Consider the following 17559-nt stretch of genomic DNA (forward strand, 5'->3'; position numbering starts at 1 on the left):
GGCACCGGCTGCCGATGATCGCAACTCCGACTTTCCCGGATCTCTCCGCCCTCGTCGTGGACGAGAGCCTCTACATCCGCCGCATCGTGCGCGACATGCTGATGCGCGTCGGCATCAAGCGCGTGCTGGAGGCGCCCGACGGCGCGGAGGCGCTCGGCGTGCTCGCCGAGAGCAAGCCCGACCTCACCATCATCGATTGGGACTTGGCGATCCTGTCGGGCGAGGAGTTCATCCGGCTCGCCAGAACTCCGGCCACTTCGCCTTCGCCGACGGTGCCGATCATCCTCATGCTGGCCCAGCCGCGCCGCAACGTGGTCGATCGTGCGATCGCGCTGGGCGTCAACGAGATCATCTCCAAGCCGTTCTCGCCCAAGACCCTGTGGTCGCGCCTCGACGAGGTGATCAACCGGCCGCGGCCGTTCTCGCAGGTGAAGAGCCTGCTGCGGCCCCTGCCCCGGGCCAACGGACTGTCGAAGATGGGCGCGCTCTGACCCGAACCGGGCCGGTTCAGGTGCGCCGCCGCCGATGGTTCAGTCCGATCCGGTCGGCGGGCGGCGTCTCGATGTCGAAGCCGGACAGCTCGCCGATGCCGCCGGCCTCGTCGAGGCCGCGCTCGGTCACCGCGATCCGGAAGCCGTTCTCGCCCGGCGTGATCGTGTAGAGGTAATAGGAGGCGCGCCGGTTGGTGAGCAGGGTGCGCGCCGAGGCCGAGGGCGCGCCGACCACCGGCACCTGCCGCCCGTCGGGCCCGGTGATCCGGGCCACGCTGCCGACATGGTTGTGCCCGTGCAGGATCAGGTCCGCCCCGGCCCGGCCGATCATCGCGGCGAAGGCGGCCGCATCCTTCAATTCGCGCCCCGAGGCCGCCCCGCCCGGATGGGGCGGGTGGTGGATCATCACCACCCGGCAGGGCCGATCCGGCGCCAGGGCGAGGTCGCGCAGCACGCGCTCGGCCGCCTCGATCTGCACCGGCCCGAGCCGGCCGCTCGCGACGAACGGCTTGGTCGGGATCGCCGAGGACAGCCCCACCAGGGCGAGCGGCCCGCGCCGCCGCAGGTAGGGAAAGAGGCGGATCTGCCCATCGTCGGCTTCCGTCCAGCCGCCGCAAGCGGCAAGCAGCCCCTCCAGCGATCCGCGGACATAGGCGTCGTGGTTGCCCGGCACGAAACTCACGCGGTCCGCCGGACCCAGCGCTTCGAGGAACACCCGAGCGCTCTCCCATTCATCCGGAAGGCCGAGATTGCACAGGTCGCCGGTGCAGGCGACGTGGTCGACGGCCTGGCCGTGCAGGTCGGCCACGAGGGCACCCAGGAGGTCCATGTCGTGGTGGCGTCCACGGCCCCGGCGCCAGTTCACGTAGCCGGTCGCCCGCTTGCTGAGAAGCTGGCGCAGGCGCGGCCGCGGCAGCGGCCCGACATGGGGATCGGTGAGATGAGCAAGACGGAACATACGCCGCCTCGCATCGCGGCAACGCGGGCCGGCGTCAATATCGGGCATCCTGCCGCATCGCGCCGCTGAGCCCGTTTGGCTTCGTGTCAACCAGCTGACGATGTGAGGGCCGCTCCGTTGCGTACCCCGCACGGTCGGGTCTAGACAGCCGCCGACCCCGCAGTTCGGCGCGGGAGACCGGCGGTCGGTCGATTGAGCGAATCGGGACAGAGCGGTCAGAACCCATGGGCCTGATCAAGACCATCGGCCGCAAGCCGAGCGTCCAATGGGTGCTCAGCCATCTGGCCTCGGGCTATCTCCGGCTCGTCCGGCGCACCAACCGCTTCAGCCTGGAGCCGGCCGACGCCTATGCGCGGCTCGATGCGTTCGGCCCCTTCATCGCGGCGATGTGGCATGGCCAGCACATCATGATCTCGTTCATGAGCCGCCCGCAGGATCGGGTCGCCACGATCATCTCCCGCTCGCCCGACGGCAACATCAACACCATGGCCCTGACCCGGATGGGGGTGCGGGTGATGCGCGCGTCCGGCGCCCGCGGTCGCGCGGTCAAGGACGCCCGTGCCAAGGGCGGCGCCGAGGGCCTGCGGGCCATGGTCAAAGCGCTGAAGGGCGGCGAGACCGTCGCGTTTTCAGCCGACGTGCCCAAGGTCTCCCGTGTCTGCGACGCCGGCATCATCCAGCTCGCGCGCTTCTCCGGTGCGCCCATCGTCCCGGTGGCGGTGGTGACGAGCCGGCACATCCGTTTCAATTCCTGGGACCGGGCCTGCCTCGGTCTGCCCTTCGGCCGCGGCGCGATGGTGTTCGGCGAGGCGACCTTCGTTCCCCGCGAGGTCACGCCCGAGGCCGTCGATGCCCTGCGGCAGCGGGTGCAGGCCGAACTGAACCGCGTCCATGACCGGGCCTACACCCTCGTCGGCCGGCCGGACCGGGTCGGCGGCGTGTCCGCTCCCGCATCACAGGGCAGCCCGGCGTGAGGGTCCCGAAGCTTCCCGTTGCGCTGCGCGCCTACCGCTACGGCCTCTATCTCGGCGAGCCGGCCGTGGCGGGGCTGCTGGCGTGGCGCTCGCGCCGGGGCAAGGAGGATCCGGGGCGGTTGCCGGAGCGCCGTGGTCTGCCCGGCCGGGCGCGGCCGGTGGGCCATCTCGTCTGGATGCACGGGGCGAGCATCGGCGAAGCGCTCTCCCTCGTCGGACTCATCGAGGGCATGATCGCCCGCGGCTGCTCGGTTCTCGTAACCACCGGCACGCGCAGCGCCGCCGACCTGCTGAGCAAGCGCCTGCCCCCCGGCGCCGTGCATCAATACATGCCGCTCGACGCGCCGCGCTGGATCGAGCGCTTCCTCGCGCATTGGCGGCCCGATCTCGCCATCGTCGCCGAATCCGAGATCTGGCCCAACACCATCGTGTCGCTGCACCGCCGGGGCATCCCGCTGGTACTCGTCAACGGCCGGATGTCGGAGCGCTCGTTCAAGGCCTGGACGCGTTCGCCCGACACCGCCCGGGCGCTGCTGGCTCGGATCGCGGTCTGCCTCGTCCAGACCCGCGAGGACGGGGAGCGCTTCGCCCGACTCGGTGCGCCGCGCATCAACGTCGTCGGCAATCTCAAATACGATTCGGCCGTGCCACCTGCCGATTCCCAGCAACTCGCCTACCTCGGCGACATGATCGGGGATCGCCCCGTCTGGGTCGCGGCCAGCACCCATTCCGGCGAGGACGAGGTGATCGCCCGTGTCCATGCCAGCCTCAAAGCACGTTTCCCGCGCCTGCTGACGGTGATCGTGCCGCGCCATCCGCGGCGGGGCGAGGAGGTGGCGCGGATCGCCGCCGCCGCCGGCCTACGGGTGAACCGGCGCGCCAAGGGCGGACGCCCGCTGCCCTCGATCGACCTCTACGTCGCCGACACGATCGGCGAACTCGGCCTATTCTACCGGCTCTGCCCGCTGGTCTTCCTCGGCGGCTCGCTGGTGCCGCACGGGGGCCAGAACCCGATCGAGCCGGTGCGCCTGGACAGCGCGATCCTGCATGGCCCGTATGTCCACAACTTCCTCGAACCCTACGGTGCACTCGACACCAGGGGCGGCGCGCGCACGGTCACCGACGAGGCGGAACTCCAGAAGGCCGTCAGCGAACTGGTCGCCGACCCGCGCGCGCTGGCGGCGATGTGGGCCAAGGGTCAGGCCGCGCTTCTGCCGTTCGAGGGCGCGGTGGGGCGCACGTTCGCAGTGCTCGAACCCTATGTCGTGCAGATGAAGCTCTCCGCCCGCGAGCGCGACTGAGGCCGCGATGCGCCCGCCCGGCTTCTGGTCCCGGCCGCCCACGCATCCGCTCGCCCGGCTGTTGGCTCCCGCCGGGCGGGTCTATGGCGGCCTGACCGCGAACCGGATGGACAGGCCCGGCGCGGCACCGCCCTGCCCGGTCCTGTGCGTCGGCAACTTCACCCTCGGCGGCGCCGGAAAGACGCCGACGGCGCTCGCCCTCGTCCGCCTGCTGCGCGATCTCGGCCGAACGCCCGCCCTGCTCAGCCGGGGCTATGGCGGCCGGCTCGCCGGGCCGCTCGTCGTCGATCCCGCACGCCACGGGGCGGCGGAGGTCGGCGACGAGCCGCTGCTGCTGGCGCGGGCCGCACCCACCATCGTCGCCAGCGACCGTCCGGCCGGCGCCCACCTCTGCGCCGCGTCCGGCGCCGACGTGATCGTCATGGATGACGGCCTGCAGAATCCGAGCCTGACCAAGACGCTGTCGCTCGCGGTGGTCGATGGCGGCGCTGGCCTCGGCAACGGTCTGCCCTTTCCCGCCGGGCCGCTGCGGGCGCCGCTGGCCCGGCAATGGCCCCATGTCGCCGGCCTCGTGCTGGTCGGCGAGGGGCCCCCCGGCGAGGCGATGGCGGCGGAGGCGCAAGCGCGCGGCCTGCCGGTCCACCGCGCCCGTCTCGTGCCCGAAACCGGACCGGACTGGGCCCGCTGCCGCGTCGTCGCCTTTGCCGGGATCGGCCGTCCGCAGAAGTTCTTCGAGACGCTGCAGAGCCTGGGCGCCGAGATCGTAGCGGAGCGGGCCTTTGCCGACCATCACCCCTACCGGCCGGAGGATTGGGCAGCCTTGTCGGCGCTCGCGGCGCGCGAGGGCGCTCGCCTGGTCACGACGGAGAAGGATGCGGTGCGTCTGCCAGCTGAGGCGCGCGGGGCGGTGGAGGTACTGCGGGTCGCTCTCGCCTTCGCCGATGAAGCGCATCTTCGCCAGCAACTCGCGGCAGCGTTCGCCCAGGCCTGACGCGGGCGCCTTTCAGCGGCAGGAGCCGGAATCGGCCCGAACCCAGCGGTACACTTTGCGCCGGCCGGCGACGGCCGTCTCGCACTGCGCGTAGCCGTGGTCGAGCAACACGGACCGCCACGTCAGCAGGTACGGGATCGGCAGCAGGAGCATCAGCGGAATGCAGGCGAGTGCGACCGCCATGAGCTGTGTGTCACCGCGCGGCGTCCCTCGTCGCCGCAGCAGCATCGCCGCGAAGGCGCCGAGCCCGACGGCCGCCGGCAGCGCCGCGGGTGCGTGGCTCGAGACCTCGATCAATTCCTCGCCGGCCGAAAGCCCGGTGATGACTGCGCCGAAGTCGCTGGCGGCGATGAAGAAGAGGCCCGCCGCCCCGCCGAGGAAGCCGAGCCCGACCCAGTCGGTTGAAGCCGGGCGACGGAACGACCGTCGTGCCGTCAACGCGCCGCGCCGGTCTCCTTGAGGCGCTGCATCGCCGCCTCGGGGGTGGCATAGGCCTCCTGGCGATCGACGTTCCAGTAGCGCAGGGCGTCGAGGGCGATCGGCTCGCCGGTGACGGCGCAGCGGACGTAGGTGCCGGGCTTGACCACCCGCATGGTGCCGTCGCCGTACTCGACCTTGGCCTCGCCGCCGGTCGATCCCCGTTCGTAGCGTCCGAGCATTGTGTGGGCTCCCGGTGCCGCGCCCGCGCGCGCTCGGCCTGCCTTAGAAGCCGTGCGCGCCTCTGTCGACCGTTGCCCCCCTCGACAGGGCCCCTTTCCTCGGGCCAAACCGCAGGATGCACCGCGAACCGCTCAGGCCTCATCCGTGACCGAGCCCGATCTCGATGCCCTGTTCGCGGCCGCCGCTTCCGTGCGCGGACAGGCGCACGCGCCCTATTCGGGCTTTGCCGTCGGCGCCGCGCTGGTGGACGACACCGGCCTCATCCATGCCGGCTGCAATGTCGAGAATGCCGCCTACCCGGTCGGCACCTGCGCCGAGGCCGGCGCCATCGCCGCGATGATCGCGGCCGGCGGCCGGCAGATCCGGGCGATTCTCGTCCTGGCCGACAGTCCCGCCCCGGTGACGCCCTGCGGCGCCTGCCGCCAGCGCATCCGGGAGTTCGCGCGGCCTGACACGCCGATCCTCTCAGCCGGTCCCGACGGCGTGCGGGCGCGCTACACGCTGGAACACTTGCTGCCCGCCTCCTTCGGCCCGGAGCATTTCGTCCATGGCGCCTGACGAGGCGGCGACCGCCTATCTGCGGGCGGAAGGCTTTGCCGGCCCCTACGACTTGGCGATCGTCACGGGGACGGGACTCGGCGCCCTGGTCGAGGCGATCGAGGATCGCTGCAGCCTCGCCTACGCGACCATCCCAGGCTTTCCCGCCCCCGGCGTCAGCGGCCATGGCGGGCGGCTGCATCGCGGGCGTCTCGCGGGGCGGCCGGTGCTCGTATTCGAGGGGCGGACCCACGCCTACGAGACCGGCGATGCCGCTGCCATGAGGGTGCCGCTGGCCGCCGCGCGGGCGCTCGGCGCGGCGCGGCTGCTGCTCACCAACGCGGCCGGTTCGCTTCGCCCAGAAATCGGCCCCGGCCGCCTCGTGATGCTGGCCGACCACATCAACCTGTCCGGCCTCAACCCGCTGATCGGGGAGCCGAGCGACGCCCGCTTCGTGCCGATGACGGAGGCCTACGATCCGGACTTGCGTGCTCTCTTGAGTGCGGCGGCCGAGGAGATCGGCCTGCCGCTAGCTGCCGGCGTCTATGCATGGTTCTCCGGGCCGAGTTTCGAGACGCCGGCCGAGGTGCGCATGGCCGGGATTCTCGGCGCCGACCTCGTCGGCATGTCCACCGTGCCGGAGACGATCCTCGCCCGTTTCCTCGGGATGCCCGTGGCGGCGATCTCCGTGGTGACCAACCTCGCGGCGGGGATCGCGGGCGGCGACCCGCACCATGCCGAGACAAAGGCGGTGGCTGCCCGCGCCGGGGCGGATCTCGCTCGGCTCGCCACCGGCTTCGTCGGCCGACTGCCCGAAGCGTAAGGAACGCCGATGACCGCTTCAGCCCCCCTTCCCCCGCAGGATGCGGCGCGCGTGGCGCGACGCGCCCTGCCGCTGCTCGATCTCACGGATCTCAGCGACGCCTGCACCGCCGCTTCCATCGAAGACCTGTGCGGTAGAGCCCGCTCCAGCGGAGTCGCGGCCGTCTGTGTCTGGCCGCGATTTGTTGCCGATTCGGTCCGTGCGCTTCGGGCAAGCGGCGTGCGGGTCGCCACCGTCGTCAACTTCCCGGAGGGCGGCGAGGCGGTGGCGCGCACGGTGGCGGAGACCCAGGCCACGCTCGCGGACGGCGCCGACGAGATCGACCTCGTCCTGCCCTATCGCGCGTTGATGCGCGGCGACGTGGAAAGCGCCCGCGCCATGGTGGAGGCCGTACGTGCGGCTTGCGCGGGCCGGCTCCTCAAGGTGATCCTGGAGACCGGCGAACTCGAAGACCCGGACCTGATCGCGCAGGCGAGCCGCCTGTCGCTTGAGGCCGGGGCTGATTTCATCAAGACCTCCACCGGCAAGACGGCTGTTTCGGCAACGCTGCCGGCGGCCGAGATCATGCTGGGCACGATCCGCGCGCGCAGCGGCCGAGCGGTGGGGCTCAAGGTCTCGGGCGGTCTGCGCCGGGTCGAGGACGCCGCCGCGTATCTCGCGCTCGCCGACGGGATCATGGGGCCGGATTGGGTGAGCCCGACGACTTTCCGCATCGGTGCCAGCGCGCTCCACGCCGAACTCGTTCGCGCCGGGGAGGATGCGCGATGAGGCTGCCCCAGGAGATCATCCGCGACAAGCGCGACGGACGCGTCCTGTCCGAGGCCGACATCGCCGGCTTCGTCGAGGGGCTGACGCGGGATGAGGTCACCGAGGGGCAGGCCGCGGCGTTTGCCATGGCGGTGTTCTTTCGCGGCCTCCCGCTCGACGAGCGCGTGGCGCTGACCCGCGCCATGACACATTCGGGCACGGTGCTCGCATGGGATCTGCCCGGCCCCGTCCTCGACAAGCACTCCACCGGCGGCGTTGGCGACACCGTGAGCCTGCCGCTTGCCGCGATGGTGGCCGCCTGCGGCGGCTACGTGCCGATGATCTCCGGGCGCGGCCTCGGACATACCGGCGGCACGCTGGACAAGCTTGCGAGCATTCCCGGCTACGATGTGGCGCCGGGCCTCGACCGCTTCCGCAAGGTCACGGCGGAAGTCGGCTGCGCCATCATCGGCCAGACCGCTGACCTCGCGCCGGCCGACCGGCGCCTGTACGCGATCCGCGACGTGACCGGGACGGTGGAATCGCTCGATCTCATCACCGCATCGATCCTGTCCAAGAAGCTCGCGGCGGGGCTCCAGGGCCTCGTCATGGATGTGAAGACCGGCTCCGGTGCCTTCATGGCGAGCCGCGCCGATGCGCAAGCGCTCGCCGAGAGCATCGTGACGGTCGCCAATGCGGCGGGCCTACGCACGCGCGCGCTCATCACCGACATGGATGCCCCGCTGGCTTCCTGCGCCGGCAACGCGGTCGAGGTGGCCTATGCCGTCGACTACCTCACCGGCCGCGCCCGCGAACCGCGCTTCCACGCCGTCACACTGGCGCTGGCGGCCGAGATGGTGGTGATCGGGGGGCTGGCTGCAAACGTCGCGGAGGCGGAGGGGCAACTGACGGCGGCGCTCGAATCGGGCCGCGGCTGCGAGGTCTTCGCGCGGATGGTGACGGCGCTCGGCGGCCCCAGCGATTTCGTCGAGGCGGCGGACCGGCACTTGCCGCGGGCGCCGGTCGTGCGGCCGGTGCTGGCGCAGGAAGCGGGCGTGGTGGAATCAGTGGAGACCCGCGCCGTCGGCCTCGCGGTGATCGCCCTCGGCGGCGGGCGTACCCGGCCGCAGGATGCGATCGATCCAAGGGTCGGCTTCACCGGTCTCGCGCGGCCGGGGGATCGGGTGTCCCCGAACGATCCGATCGGCATCGTCCACGCCGCGGACGATGCCGCCGCCGAGCGGGCGGCGGTATCGCTGCGGGCGGCCTACCGGCTCGGCGCAACCCCGCGGGAGCCGCGCGAGACCGTACTGGAGCGGCTGGGCTGAACGGCTTCGCCCGCCTCACGCCCTACCAGTGGTGGCGGTGGCCCCAATGCCGACGGTGATGGCCCCAGTGGCCGTGATGGTGATGGCGGTGGCCCCAGTGCCGGCGGTGATGCCCCCAGTGGCCGTGGTGATGGTGGCGGTGGCCCCAATGGCGGGGATGGTGACGGTGGCCGAAATGGTGGTGCTGCCACTGCACCGTCTCGACCGTCGCCGCCGAGGCGAGAGCCGCTTCCGGAGCCGGCGCGAGCGGGGCGGCGTTGGCGGTGCTGCCGCCGAACAGGCCACCGGCCATCAGGGCGAGTGCGGCGAAGGCGAAGCGGGTTCGACGCGCCGAGGATGTATCCGACATCGTGTGATCTCCGTTCATCGGGCCGTCCCAACGGCCTTGACGACGAAGCTATGAGCCGGCGGATGAACGGGTACTGAGCAATATTTCAACAATGCGAAACATGCCCCGACCCGATTGCGGAGAACGATCTGAAACCGGGATTCAGCACGACGATTTCCATTGAGCGCGCCCGCCGGTGGCTTTTCGCGAGCCGGCTTGGTCCAGCGGCGCCTTGAAACTCAGCGTTCGCCGGCCTTCGGCTCGGGACGCCGATAGACCCAGACGCGGGCCGGGGGCAGGTTGAGCCAGACGCGGTTGGAGCGGCTCGCGGTGTAGCTGCCCGCCTCGCATTTCGCCGGAATCGGCGGCACCACGGCGTAGGTGAACTGCACGAAGGGCGCGCCCGGATGCATCAGGTCGTGGGCGCCTTGCAGCAGTTCGAAGCGCTGCTCCAGCGGCTTGGTGAACAGGGGCAGGCTGGAAATCGTGGCAGCGCAGGGGCTGCCGAGCCGGTCGCGCAGCGTCTCGCGAATCCGGTAGGCATCGCCGCAGATCACGGTGACGCCGGGGAAGCGGCGGCGCAGCAGCGTGCAGAAATCGGGATTGAACTCGACGAGGACGAGTCGGTCCTGATCGAAGCCGCGGCGGATCAGGGCCTCGGTCACGGGGCCGGTGCCCGGTCCGAGTTCGATCACAGGTCCGTTGACGTTCGGATCGGCATAGGCGGCCATGGTGCGCGCCAGCATCCGGCCTGAGGGTGTCACCGCGCCCGTGACGAGCGGGCGTTCGAACCAGGAGCGCAGAAAGCGCGCCTCGTCCTCCAACGGATCCTTGCGCTCACGGACGGTGCGTGCGGCGGAGACGGCTCGGGCACTGGAACGGCGAAGCGGCGGCACGTCCGAAGGTCCTCGGCTCATCATGGATCGAACAGGCTAGACGACGAAAACCCGTAGGCAGTCAAGCTTCGCCTTACGACGCTGGACACAGGACCGCAGCGGTAAGCCGCGGTCATAACCGGTGGAACAGGGGGTTTGATCCGGTGCGGCGCGGGCGATCACGCCCGCGTCGAGCCGCTCACGAAGAAGTCACGCACTTTCGAGAAAAACCCGGCGCTTTCCGGGTGGTTCTCGTCCGAGGCGCTCTGGTCGAACTCCTGCAACAGCTCGCGCTGGCGCTTGGTGAGATTCTGCGGCGTCTCCACCGAGACCTGGATATAGAGGTCGCCGACCTCCCGCGAGCGCAGCACCGGCATGCCCTTGCTCTTGATGCGGAACTGCTTGCCCGTCTGGGTGCCGGCGGGGATGCGAACCTGGGTCTGCGAACCGTCGATCACCGGCACGGTGATTTCGCCGGACAGCGCCGCCGTCACCATCGAGATCGGCACGCGGCAGAACAGGTCGGCCCCGTCGCGCTGGAAGAACGGGTGCGGCTTGATCGAGAGGAAGACGTAGAGATCGCCCGAGGGCCCGCCGCGCATGCCGCTCTCGCCTTCGCCCGCGAGACGGATGCGCAGGCCGTCATCGACACCCGCCGGGACGTTGATCGACAGCGTGCGCTCGCGGTTGACCCGGCCCGCACCGGAGCAGGCCGTGCAGGGATCGTCCACGACTTCGCCGCGGCCGTGACAGTTCGGGCAGGTCCGCTCGATGGCGAAGAAGCCTTGTGCCGCCCGCACCCGGCCGTAGCCGCCGCAGGTCGAGCAGGTGCGCGGCTTCGAGCCGGCCTTGGCGCCCGTGCCCGAGCAGACTTCGCAGGCGATCGAGGTCGGGATGCGGATGGTTTCGGTCTTGCCCGCGAACGCCTCTTCGAGGCTGATTTCGAGGTTGTAGCGCAGGTCTGAACCGCGCTCGCGGCCCGGCGCACCACCGCGCCCGCGTCCCGCCGCACCGCCGGGTGCGGCGCGCCCGTCCCCGAAGAAGTTCTCGAAGATGTCTGACATGAAGTCGCCGAACTCGTTTCCGAATCCGGGGCCGCCCGCGCCGCCCTGGCTGAAGGCGGCGTGACCGAACCGGTCGTAGGCCGCGCGCTTCTGGCCGTCGGAGAGGCACTGATAGGCCTCGTTGACTTCCTTGAACTTGATCTCGGCTTCCTTGTCGCCGGGATTGCGGTCCGGGTGATGGACCATGGCGAGCTTGCGGAAGGCGACCTTCAGCTCACTCTCCGTCACGGTCTTCGTGACACCCAAGACCTCGTAATAGTCCCGCTTCGACATTCCCGGCCCCTGGAGCCTCTCGTTCGCGTCGGCTGCCGACTCGCTGACCAGCATTCCTGCCGGATTTCGGCGCCGCTGCGATCCGCCTCCCGACTCGAACGGGATTGGCCGGATCGACCTTCGCTTCTATCGGAGCCCGGCATGGTTGATCCCCGAGCCTTGCCCGAGGATCAAGCCGTCCGTGCCGATGACGATGAAATATTGTCGGGAGCGGCGCTGGCGCACCGCTCCCGGACCGTCCTTGCGGACTTACGCGCGCTTCTTGCGCTCGTTCTCGTCCACTTCCTGGAAGTCGGCGTCGATGACGTCGTCCTTCTTCTCGTCCGTGGATGCGGCACCTTCGGCGCCGGGCGCACCCTCGGTTTGCGAGGCAGCGTACATCGCCTCACCGAGCTTCATCGAGGCCTGCATCAGGTCGTTGGTCTTGGCCTTGATGCCCTCGGCGTCCTCACCTTCCAGTGCGGAGCGCAGGGCGGTGATGGCGGATTCGATGGCACCCTTGTCGGCGGCCGAGACCTTGTCGCCGTACTCCGCGACCGACTTCTCGGTGGCGTGGATCAGGCTCTCGCCCTGGTTCTTCACCTCGACCAGCTCGCGGCGCTTCTTGTCCGCCTCGGCATTCGCCTCGGCGTCCTTGACCATCTTCTCGATGTCGGCGTCGGAGAGGCCGCCCGAGGCCTGGATGCGGATCTGGTGCTCCTTGTTCGTCGCCTTGTCCTTGGCCGTCACGTTGACGATGCCGTTGGCGTCGATGTCAAAGGTCACCTCGATCTGCGGCATGCCGCGGGGCGCCGGCGGGATGCCGACGAGATCGAACTGACCGAGCAGCTTGTTGTCCGCCGCCATCTCGCGCTCACCCTGGAAGACCCGGATGGTGACCGCGTTCTGGTTGTCCTCGGCCGTCGAAAAGACCTGGGACTTCTTGGTCGGGATCGTGGTGTTGCGGTCGATCAGGCGGGTGAACACGCCGCCCAGCGTCTCGATGCCGAGCGAGAGCGGGGTGACGTCGAGGAGAAGCACGTCCTTCACGTCGCCCTGAAGCACGCCGGCCTGGACTGCGGCGCCGATGGCGACGACCTCGTCCGGGTTGACGCCCTTGTGGGGCTCCTTGCCGAAGAACGCTTTCACGACCTCCTGCACCTTGGGCATGCGGGTCTGGCCGCCGACGAGCACGACTTCGTCGATCTCGGAGGCCGAGACGCCGGCATCCTTGAGCGCCTTGCGGCACGGCTCGATCGTGCGCTGCACGAGGTCATCGACCAGCGACTCGAACTTCGCGCGGCTGAGCTTGAGCGCGAGGTGCTTCGGGCCGGAGGCGTCGGCGGTGATGTAGGGCAGGTTGATCTCGGTCTGGGTGGCCGAGGACAGCTCGATCTTCGCCTTCTCGGCGGCCTCCTTGAGGCGCTGGAGGGCGAGCTTGTCCTTGGTTAGGTCGATGCCCTGTTCCTTCTTGAACTCGGCGGTCAGGTACTCGACCACGCGGTTGTCGAAGTCCTCGCCACCGAGGAAGGTGTCGCCGTTGGTGGACTTCACCTCGAACACGCCGTCGCCGATCTCCAGGATCGACACGTCGAAGGTGCCGCCGCCGAGATCGTAGACCGCGATGGTGCCGGCCTTCTTCTTGTCGAGGCCGTAGGCGAGAGCGGCCGCCGTCGGCTCGTTGATGATGCGCAGCACTTCGAGGCCGGCGATCTTGCCGGCATCCTTGGTGGCCTGACGCTGGGCGTCGTTGAAGTAGGCGGGCACCGTGATGACGGCCTGCGTCACCGGCTGGCCGAGATGCGACTCGGCCGTCTCCTTCATCTTCTGAAGGGTGAAGGCGGAGATCTGCGAGGGCGAATACTTCTTGCCGTCGGCCTCGACCCAGGCGTCGCCGTTGTCGCCGCGGGCGATGGTGTAGGGCACGAGGCCCTTGTCCTTCTGCGTCAGCGGATCGTCGTAGGTCCGGCCGATCAGACGCTTGATCGCGAAGAAGGTGCGTTCCGGGTTGGTCACGGCCTGCCGCTTGGCGGGCTGACCGACGAGGCGCTCCCCGTCGTCGGTGAAGGCGACGATGGACGGGGTGGTGCGGGCGCCTTCCGCATTCTCGATGACCCGCGGCTGCGTGCCTTCCATGACGGCCACGCAGGAATTGGTGGTGCCGAGGTCGATACCGATCACTTTACCCATGGTGGGATCCCTCTGTTGGATTTTTCAAGCAGACCGCCGAGCCCCGAAGCAGCTCGACCCATGGCGGTTGAAAACATCTGGTTTGAGAACGGGATGGTCCGAAGCGCAACGCCCTGGCGGGCTGTGCTTCGAAAGGCCTCGTCCCGTGTCCCGCCGCATATAAGAAGACGGCTACGCCGCCGCAAGAACGCGCCTGACGGTTGAGCGGCGGGCGTCATCCTCCGCCGCGCCGAGGCTGTTTTTCGAGGTACGGCGCCGAGAGGAAGGCTTGTTTGTTGCCAGGCTGCCACGTCCACGCCACGGGTGACGTGCTAGGACACCGGCCTATGGCTCATGCATACCGCCCGTGAAGTGGCGTCAAACCGGGAGGCCGACCGCCTGATGTTCGTGCCCGTGTCCGAGAGGGTTTTCGCGAAGAAGTCTCGTCCGATCCGCGTTACGACGGGGGCGTTGCTCGTGTTCGCCGGCTTGGCCGTGGCCCCGGCCACCCCGGCTCAGGCGCAGAACTTCTTCGAGGAGCTGTTCGGCATCGGGCGGGCGGCCCGTCCTCCGCAGCCGCCGCGCAACGTGCCCGTCCAGCCGCCGCCGCAACCGATGGATCCGGGCACCCCGGCGCCGGGCGAAGGCGCCGAGACGCGGCCGAGCGCGCCGGCCCAGCCCCGCCAGCCCGTGGTGCTGCGGGTGCCGGCCGAGGACAACGTCGCGGGTCAGGACCTGCTTCTGAACGGGCTGAACGGATCGCTGAAGATCGAGCGGAGCGGCTCGGCCTACACCGCTCAAATGACGCTGCCGGGCACCAAGATCTCGCAGCCGACCGAGAACTGCACGGTGAAGCTCGATGGCGGCAAGCCGATGCCGTTGAGCGCCGAGGGCCGCGCGCAGGGCGTCTCACGCTTCTCGACGGCGAGCGCCGAATGCCCGCTGCGCTTCGAGATCCTCGACGGCAGCGTGCTCGCCACGCCGCTCGGCTCGGGATCGGCCTGCACCTTCACGGCGGCGGATTGCGAGACCACGCCGTCGGGCCTGTGGGGACCGAACGCCGCCGCGCTGCTTCCGCAGGCGGGCGAATTCGACACTGCCCGCGGCGTCGCCGACAAGGCGGTGCGGGACAATTACAAGATCATGACCCAGCGGGCGCGGGGCGGCGACGTGCGCCCGATCGTGCAGGAGCAGGCGGCCTTTTCCTCCGACCGCGAGCAGGCTTGCCGGACCTATGCCCGCGAGGGCGCGCATGGCTACTGCCACCTGCGCTTCACCGAGGCGCGGGCGATCGCGCTCGCGACGCGGCTCGGCGCCAACACCGCGACGCCGACGGCGGCGAACGCTCCGGCGCGTCCCCGCCGCAGCCGAGTGCCGGTGGAGGGGATGAACCCCGACGCTCAGGCGGCGGAGCCGTTCGCCGACCAGTAGCCGCGTGGCGCCTCGCCAGGGCCAACGCTCGAAGCCGCTTTAGCGGCTTCGCAGCGCGAAGAGCGCCGCGCGGAGCGGGCTTTTCAGAACTTCAGTCCTGAAAAGCATTGAGCGAAGCGGAAGCCTGAGCCCGCGGAGGCGGGCGCCGGCGATTGAGGCCAGCTAAGGATCAGGGTGATCGCCTTCGAGCGATCGCCCTGAGTGCCTCGCAGAGCGCCGCAGGCATCGTCGCACGGGCGGAACTCTGCGTTTCGCCTGAAGGTTGGCCGGAGGTCCACGCGCAGCGAGACCGGCCATGCCCGACCAGAAGATCGAAGCCTATACCGACCCGGCCGGGGGATGGGGATCAGCCCGGTCGCTGGTCGACATTCTGACCCGCGAGGAGATCCCGGCTTCCGGCGCGGCGATGCTGTTGAAGCAGAACAAGCCGGGCGGGTTCATGTGCGTGTCCTGCGCGTGGTCGAAGCCGGCTAAGCCCGCCACGTTCGAGTATTGCGAGAACGGCGCCAAGGCGACTGCCTGGGAGCAGACCCGCAAGCGGATCGGCCCCGACTTCTTCGAGCGCCACTCGGTCACCGAATTGCTGACTTGGCCCGATTACGACCTCGAGGCGAAGGGCCGGCTCACCCATCCGCTGCGCTACGATTCGCAGCGCGACCGCTACGTCTCCGTCTCGTGGGAAGAGGCCTTCGCGGAGATCGGCGCTGAGCTGAAGGCCTTGCGCGAGACCGACCCGAAATCGGCGGTGTTCTACTCGTCGGGCCGTGCGTCGCTGGAGACGAGCTACATGTACGCGCTGTTCGCGCGGATGTACGGCAACAACAACCTGCCCGACTCCTCGAACATGTGCCACGAATCGACGTCGAAGGCGCTGCCGCAATCGATCGGCGTGCCCGTCGGCACCACGATTCTGGAGGATTTCGAGTCGACCGACTTGATCCTGTTCTTCGGACAGAATGTCGGCTCGAACGCGCCGCGGATGCTCCACCCGCTGCAGGATGCCCGCCGCCGGGGCGTGCCCATCATCACCTTCAACCCACTGCGGGAGCGTGGCCTGGAGCGCTTCACCAATCCGCAATCGCCGGTCGAGATGCTGACCCGTTCCTCGACGCAGATCTCGACGCAGTACCATCAGGTGAAGGCCGGCGGCGACATCGCGGCGCTCGGCGGCATCTGCAAGGCGCTGTTCGCCATGGATCGGCAGGCGCAAAGCGAGGGGCGTCCGCGCATCCTCGACGTCGACTTCATCGCGGAGCACACCCACGGCTTCGATGCATTCGAGAAATTCTGCGATCGGCTCGAATGGCCGGCGCTGGAGACGAAGTCCGGCCTGAGGCGCGAGGGGATGGAGGCGGCGGCTGCCGTCTACGCTCGCGCGCAGGCGGTGATCGGCGTCTACGGCATGGGCCTGACCCAGCATCGCCGCGGCACCGAGACGGTGCAGATGTTCGTCAACCTGCTGCTCCTGCGTGGGAACATCGGTCGGCCCGGCGCCGGGATCTGCCCCGTTCGCGGCCATTCGAACGTGCAGGGCCAGCGCACCGTCGGCATCGCCGACGAGCCGTCTCTGGTGCCGCTCGATAAACTCAAGGAAATGTACGGCTTCGAGCCGCCCCGCGAGAAGGGGATGAACACGATCGAGACCTGCGAGGGCGTTCTCGAAGGCAAGGTGAAGGCGTTCATCGGACTCGGCGGCAACTTCATCCGCGCGATCCCCGACACCAAGCGGATGGAGGAGGTTTGGCGCTCGCTGCGTCTCACCGTCCAAGTCTCGACCAAGCTCAACCGCTCGCATCTCGTGCGCGGCGAGATCGCCTACATCCTGCCCTGTCTCGGCCGGATCGAGGTGGACGAGCAGGCGAGCGGGCCGCAGGCCGTGTCGATGGAGGATTCGACATCCTGCTTCCATGGCTCGCGCGGCGTCGCCCGGCCGGTGAGCGACCATGTGCGCTCCGAGCCCTGGATCGTGGCGCAATTGGCCAAGGCGACGCTGCCGGCCAACCCCAAGGTCGATTGGAACGCCTGGGTCGGCGATTATGCGCGGGTACGCGACGCCATCGAAGCGACGTACCCGGAGAAATTCAAGGACTTCAACGCGCGCCTGTTCGAGCCCGGCGGCCAGCACAAGCCGGTCGCCGCCCGCGAGCGCAAATGGGAGACGCCGACCGGCAAGGCGAACTTCGCCGTGCCGCCGGATGGGCTCGACATGGACCCGGACATGAAGAGCGACCGGCGCGACGTGCTCGACCTCATCACGCTGCGCTCGAACGACCAGTTCAACACCACGATCTACGGCTATCACGACCGCTTCCGCGGGGTGAAAGGCACCCGCCAAGTGCTGTTCATGAACGAGAACGACATCGAACGCCTTCAACTCGCGGACGGCGAGACCGTCGATGTCGTGACCGAGGCCGCCGACGAGTTCGCCCGCGAGGTGAAGGGTCTGCGGATCGTCAAATACGACATCCCCGCGGGCAATTGCGCCGGCTACTACCCGGAGTTGAACGTGCTGATCCCCCTCTGGCACCACGATGCCCAGGCCAAGGTGCCGGCCGCCAAGGCGATCCCCGTGCGGGTCGCCAGGGCAGCGGTGTTGGCCGTGACGGACTGAGCAGCCAGCCGCATTGTAC

The 17559-nt window shown here is 69.5% G+C and carries 17 protein-coding genes; 10 read left to right on the forward strand and 7 right to left on the reverse strand.

Annotated features, from left to right (window positions below):
• Positions 1-14 precede the first annotated feature (14 nt).
• Positions 15-491, forward strand: a complete 477-nt coding sequence (locus tag J2W78_RS14125; protein WP_003606671.1) for a response regulator — start codon at positions 15-17, stop codon at positions 489-491.
• Positions 492-507: 16 nt separating this feature from the next.
• On the opposite strand, the gene J2W78_RS14130 is transcribed toward J2W78_RS14125, so the two are convergent.
• A complete protein-coding gene (locus J2W78_RS14130; protein WP_253371432.1) occupies positions 508-1449 on the reverse strand; it encodes a metallophosphoesterase family protein in 942 nt (313 codons plus the stop codon).
• 224 nt (positions 1450-1673) lie between these two features.
• Here J2W78_RS14130 and J2W78_RS14135 point away from each other — a divergent pair, with 224 nt between their 5' ends.
• Genes J2W78_RS14135 through lpxK form a run of 3 tightly spaced genes read left to right on the forward strand, consistent with a single transcriptional unit; the run spans position 1674 to position 4715 of the window.
• Positions 1674-2423 carry a lysophospholipid acyltransferase family protein gene (locus tag J2W78_RS14135; protein WP_253371434.1) on the forward strand — a complete coding sequence of 250 codons (750 nt, stop codon included), beginning with the start codon at positions 1674-1676 and terminating at the stop codon, positions 2421-2423.
• A complete protein-coding gene (locus J2W78_RS14140) occupies positions 2420-3724 on the forward strand; it encodes a 3-deoxy-D-manno-octulosonic acid transferase (protein WP_253371436.1) in 1305 nt (434 codons plus the stop codon). The genes J2W78_RS14135 and J2W78_RS14140 overlap by 4 nt, the downstream gene beginning before the upstream one ends.
• Positions 3725-3731: 7 nt before the next feature.
• A complete protein-coding gene (gene lpxK / locus J2W78_RS14145) occupies positions 3732-4715 on the forward strand; it encodes a tetraacyldisaccharide 4'-kinase (protein ID WP_253371438.1) in 984 nt (327 codons plus the stop codon).
• Between the two features lie 12 nt (positions 4716-4727).
• On the opposite strand, the gene J2W78_RS14150 is transcribed toward lpxK, so the two are convergent.
• Positions 4728-5153: a hypothetical protein gene (locus J2W78_RS14150; RefSeq protein WP_253371440.1), complete on the reverse strand. Its 426-nt coding sequence runs from the start codon at positions 5151-5153 to the stop codon at positions 4728-4730.
• Entirely contained in the window at positions 5150-5374 is a 225-nt protein-coding gene (locus J2W78_RS14155; protein WP_253371442.1) for a DUF2093 domain-containing protein, read from the reverse strand. The genes J2W78_RS14150 and J2W78_RS14155 overlap by 4 nt, the downstream gene beginning before the upstream one ends.
• Positions 5375-5519: 145 nt before the next feature.
• Here J2W78_RS14155 and cdd point away from each other — a divergent pair, with 145 nt between their 5' ends.
• From cdd to deoA, 4 genes are read left to right on the forward strand one after another with little or no spacing between them, the layout of a single operon-like run.
• Positions 5520-5933 carry a cytidine deaminase gene (gene cdd / locus J2W78_RS14160; protein WP_253371444.1) on the forward strand — a complete coding sequence of 138 codons (414 nt, stop codon included), beginning with the start codon at positions 5520-5522 and terminating at the stop codon, positions 5931-5933.
• Positions 5923-6735: a purine-nucleoside phosphorylase gene (locus tag J2W78_RS14165; RefSeq protein ID WP_253371445.1), complete on the forward strand. Its 813-nt coding sequence runs from the start codon at positions 5923-5925 to the stop codon at positions 6733-6735. Before cdd ends, J2W78_RS14165 begins: the two co-directional genes overlap by 11 nt.
• Before the next feature lie 9 nt (positions 6736-6744).
• Positions 6745-7503 (forward strand): deoxyribose-phosphate aldolase, encoded by a 759-nt coding sequence (gene deoC / locus J2W78_RS14170; RefSeq protein WP_253371447.1) that lies wholly within the window; start codon positions 6745-6747, stop codon positions 7501-7503.
• Positions 7500-8810: a thymidine phosphorylase gene (deoA, locus tag J2W78_RS14175; RefSeq protein WP_253371449.1), complete on the forward strand. Its 1311-nt coding sequence runs from the start codon at positions 7500-7502 to the stop codon at positions 8808-8810. Before deoC ends, deoA begins: the two co-directional genes overlap by 4 nt.
• A 22-nt stretch (positions 8811-8832) precedes the next feature.
• On the opposite strand, the gene J2W78_RS14180 is transcribed toward deoA, so the two are convergent.
• From J2W78_RS14180 to dnaK, 4 genes are all read right to left on the reverse strand, one after another.
• A complete protein-coding gene (locus J2W78_RS14180) occupies positions 8833-9159 on the reverse strand; it encodes a hypothetical protein (protein ID WP_253371451.1) in 327 nt (108 codons plus the stop codon).
• A 218-nt stretch (positions 9160-9377) separates the two neighbouring features.
• Positions 9378-10034, reverse strand: a complete 657-nt coding sequence (locus J2W78_RS14185) for a class I SAM-dependent methyltransferase (RefSeq protein WP_253371453.1) — start codon at positions 10032-10034, stop codon at positions 9378-9380.
• A gap of 158 nt (positions 10035-10192) precedes the next feature.
• Positions 10193-11350: a molecular chaperone DnaJ gene (gene dnaJ, locus J2W78_RS14190; protein ID WP_253374040.1), complete on the reverse strand. Its 1158-nt coding sequence runs from the start codon at positions 11348-11350 to the stop codon at positions 10193-10195.
• Positions 11351-11599: 249 nt separating this feature from the next.
• Positions 11600-13519, reverse strand: coding sequence for a molecular chaperone DnaK (dnaK, locus tag J2W78_RS14195; RefSeq protein WP_253371455.1), 1920 nt, complete (start codon positions 13517-13519; stop codon positions 11600-11602).
• A 333-nt stretch (positions 13520-13852) separates the two neighbouring features.
• Between dnaK and J2W78_RS14200 the strand changes: the two genes are divergently transcribed.
• Together J2W78_RS14200 and J2W78_RS14205 are read left to right on the forward strand one after the other, a co-directional pair.
• The gene (locus tag J2W78_RS14200) at positions 13853-14929 is read left to right on the forward strand and encodes a hypothetical protein (RefSeq protein ID WP_253371457.1); all 1077 of its coding nucleotides are present in this window, start codon (positions 13853-13855) and stop codon (positions 14927-14929) included.
• A 295-nt stretch (positions 14930-15224) separates the two neighbouring features.
• Entirely contained in the window at positions 15225-17540 is a 2316-nt protein-coding gene (locus tag J2W78_RS14205) for an FdhF/YdeP family oxidoreductase (protein WP_253371459.1), read from the forward strand.
• Positions 17541-17559 lie beyond the last annotated feature (19 nt).

Source organism: Methylorubrum extorquens (assembly GCF_024169925.1).
Classification (GTDB): domain Bacteria; phylum Pseudomonadota; class Alphaproteobacteria; order Rhizobiales; family Beijerinckiaceae; genus Methylobacterium; species Methylobacterium extorquens_A.

Excerpts from the sequence above, each read along its gene's own strand:
- J2W78_RS14125 (WP_003606671.1), top strand. The coding sequence starts at position 15 with ATGATCGCAACTCCGACTTTCCCGGATCTCTCCGCCCTCGTCGTGGAC.
- J2W78_RS14130 (WP_253371432.1), bottom strand. The coding sequence starts at position 1,449 with ATGTTCCGTCTTGCTCATCTCACCGATCCCCATGTCGGGCCGCTGCCG.
- J2W78_RS14135 (WP_253371434.1), top strand. The coding sequence starts at position 1,674 with ATGGGCCTGATCAAGACCATCGGCCGCAAGCCGAGCGTCCAATGGGTG.
- lpxK (WP_253371438.1), top strand. The coding sequence starts at position 3,732 with ATGCGCCCGCCCGGCTTCTGGTCCCGGCCGCCCACGCATCCGCTCGCC.
- J2W78_RS14155 (WP_253371442.1), bottom strand. The coding sequence starts at position 5,374 with ATGCTCGGACGCTACGAACGGGGATCGACCGGCGGCGAGGCCAAGGTC.
- J2W78_RS14165 (WP_253371445.1), top strand. The coding sequence starts at position 5,923 with ATGGCGCCTGACGAGGCGGCGACCGCCTATCTGCGGGCGGAAGGCTTT.
- deoC (WP_253371447.1), top strand. The coding sequence starts at position 6,745 with ATGACCGCTTCAGCCCCCCTTCCCCCGCAGGATGCGGCGCGCGTGGCG.
- deoA (WP_253371449.1), top strand. The coding sequence starts at position 7,500 with ATGAGGCTGCCCCAGGAGATCATCCGCGACAAGCGCGACGGACGCGTC.
- J2W78_RS14180 (WP_253371451.1), bottom strand. The coding sequence starts at position 9,159 with ATGTCGGATACATCCTCGGCGCGTCGAACCCGCTTCGCCTTCGCCGCA.
- dnaJ (WP_253374040.1), bottom strand. The coding sequence starts at position 11,350 with ATGTCGAAGCGGGACTATTACGAGGTCTTGGGTGTCACGAAGACCGTG.
- dnaK (WP_253371455.1), bottom strand. The coding sequence starts at position 13,519 with ATGGGTAAAGTGATCGGTATCGACCTCGGCACCACCAATTCCTGCGTG.
- J2W78_RS14200 (WP_253371457.1), top strand. The coding sequence starts at position 13,853 with ATGCATACCGCCCGTGAAGTGGCGTCAAACCGGGAGGCCGACCGCCTG.
- J2W78_RS14205 (WP_253371459.1), top strand. The coding sequence starts at position 15,225 with ATGCCCGACCAGAAGATCGAAGCCTATACCGACCCGGCCGGGGGATGG.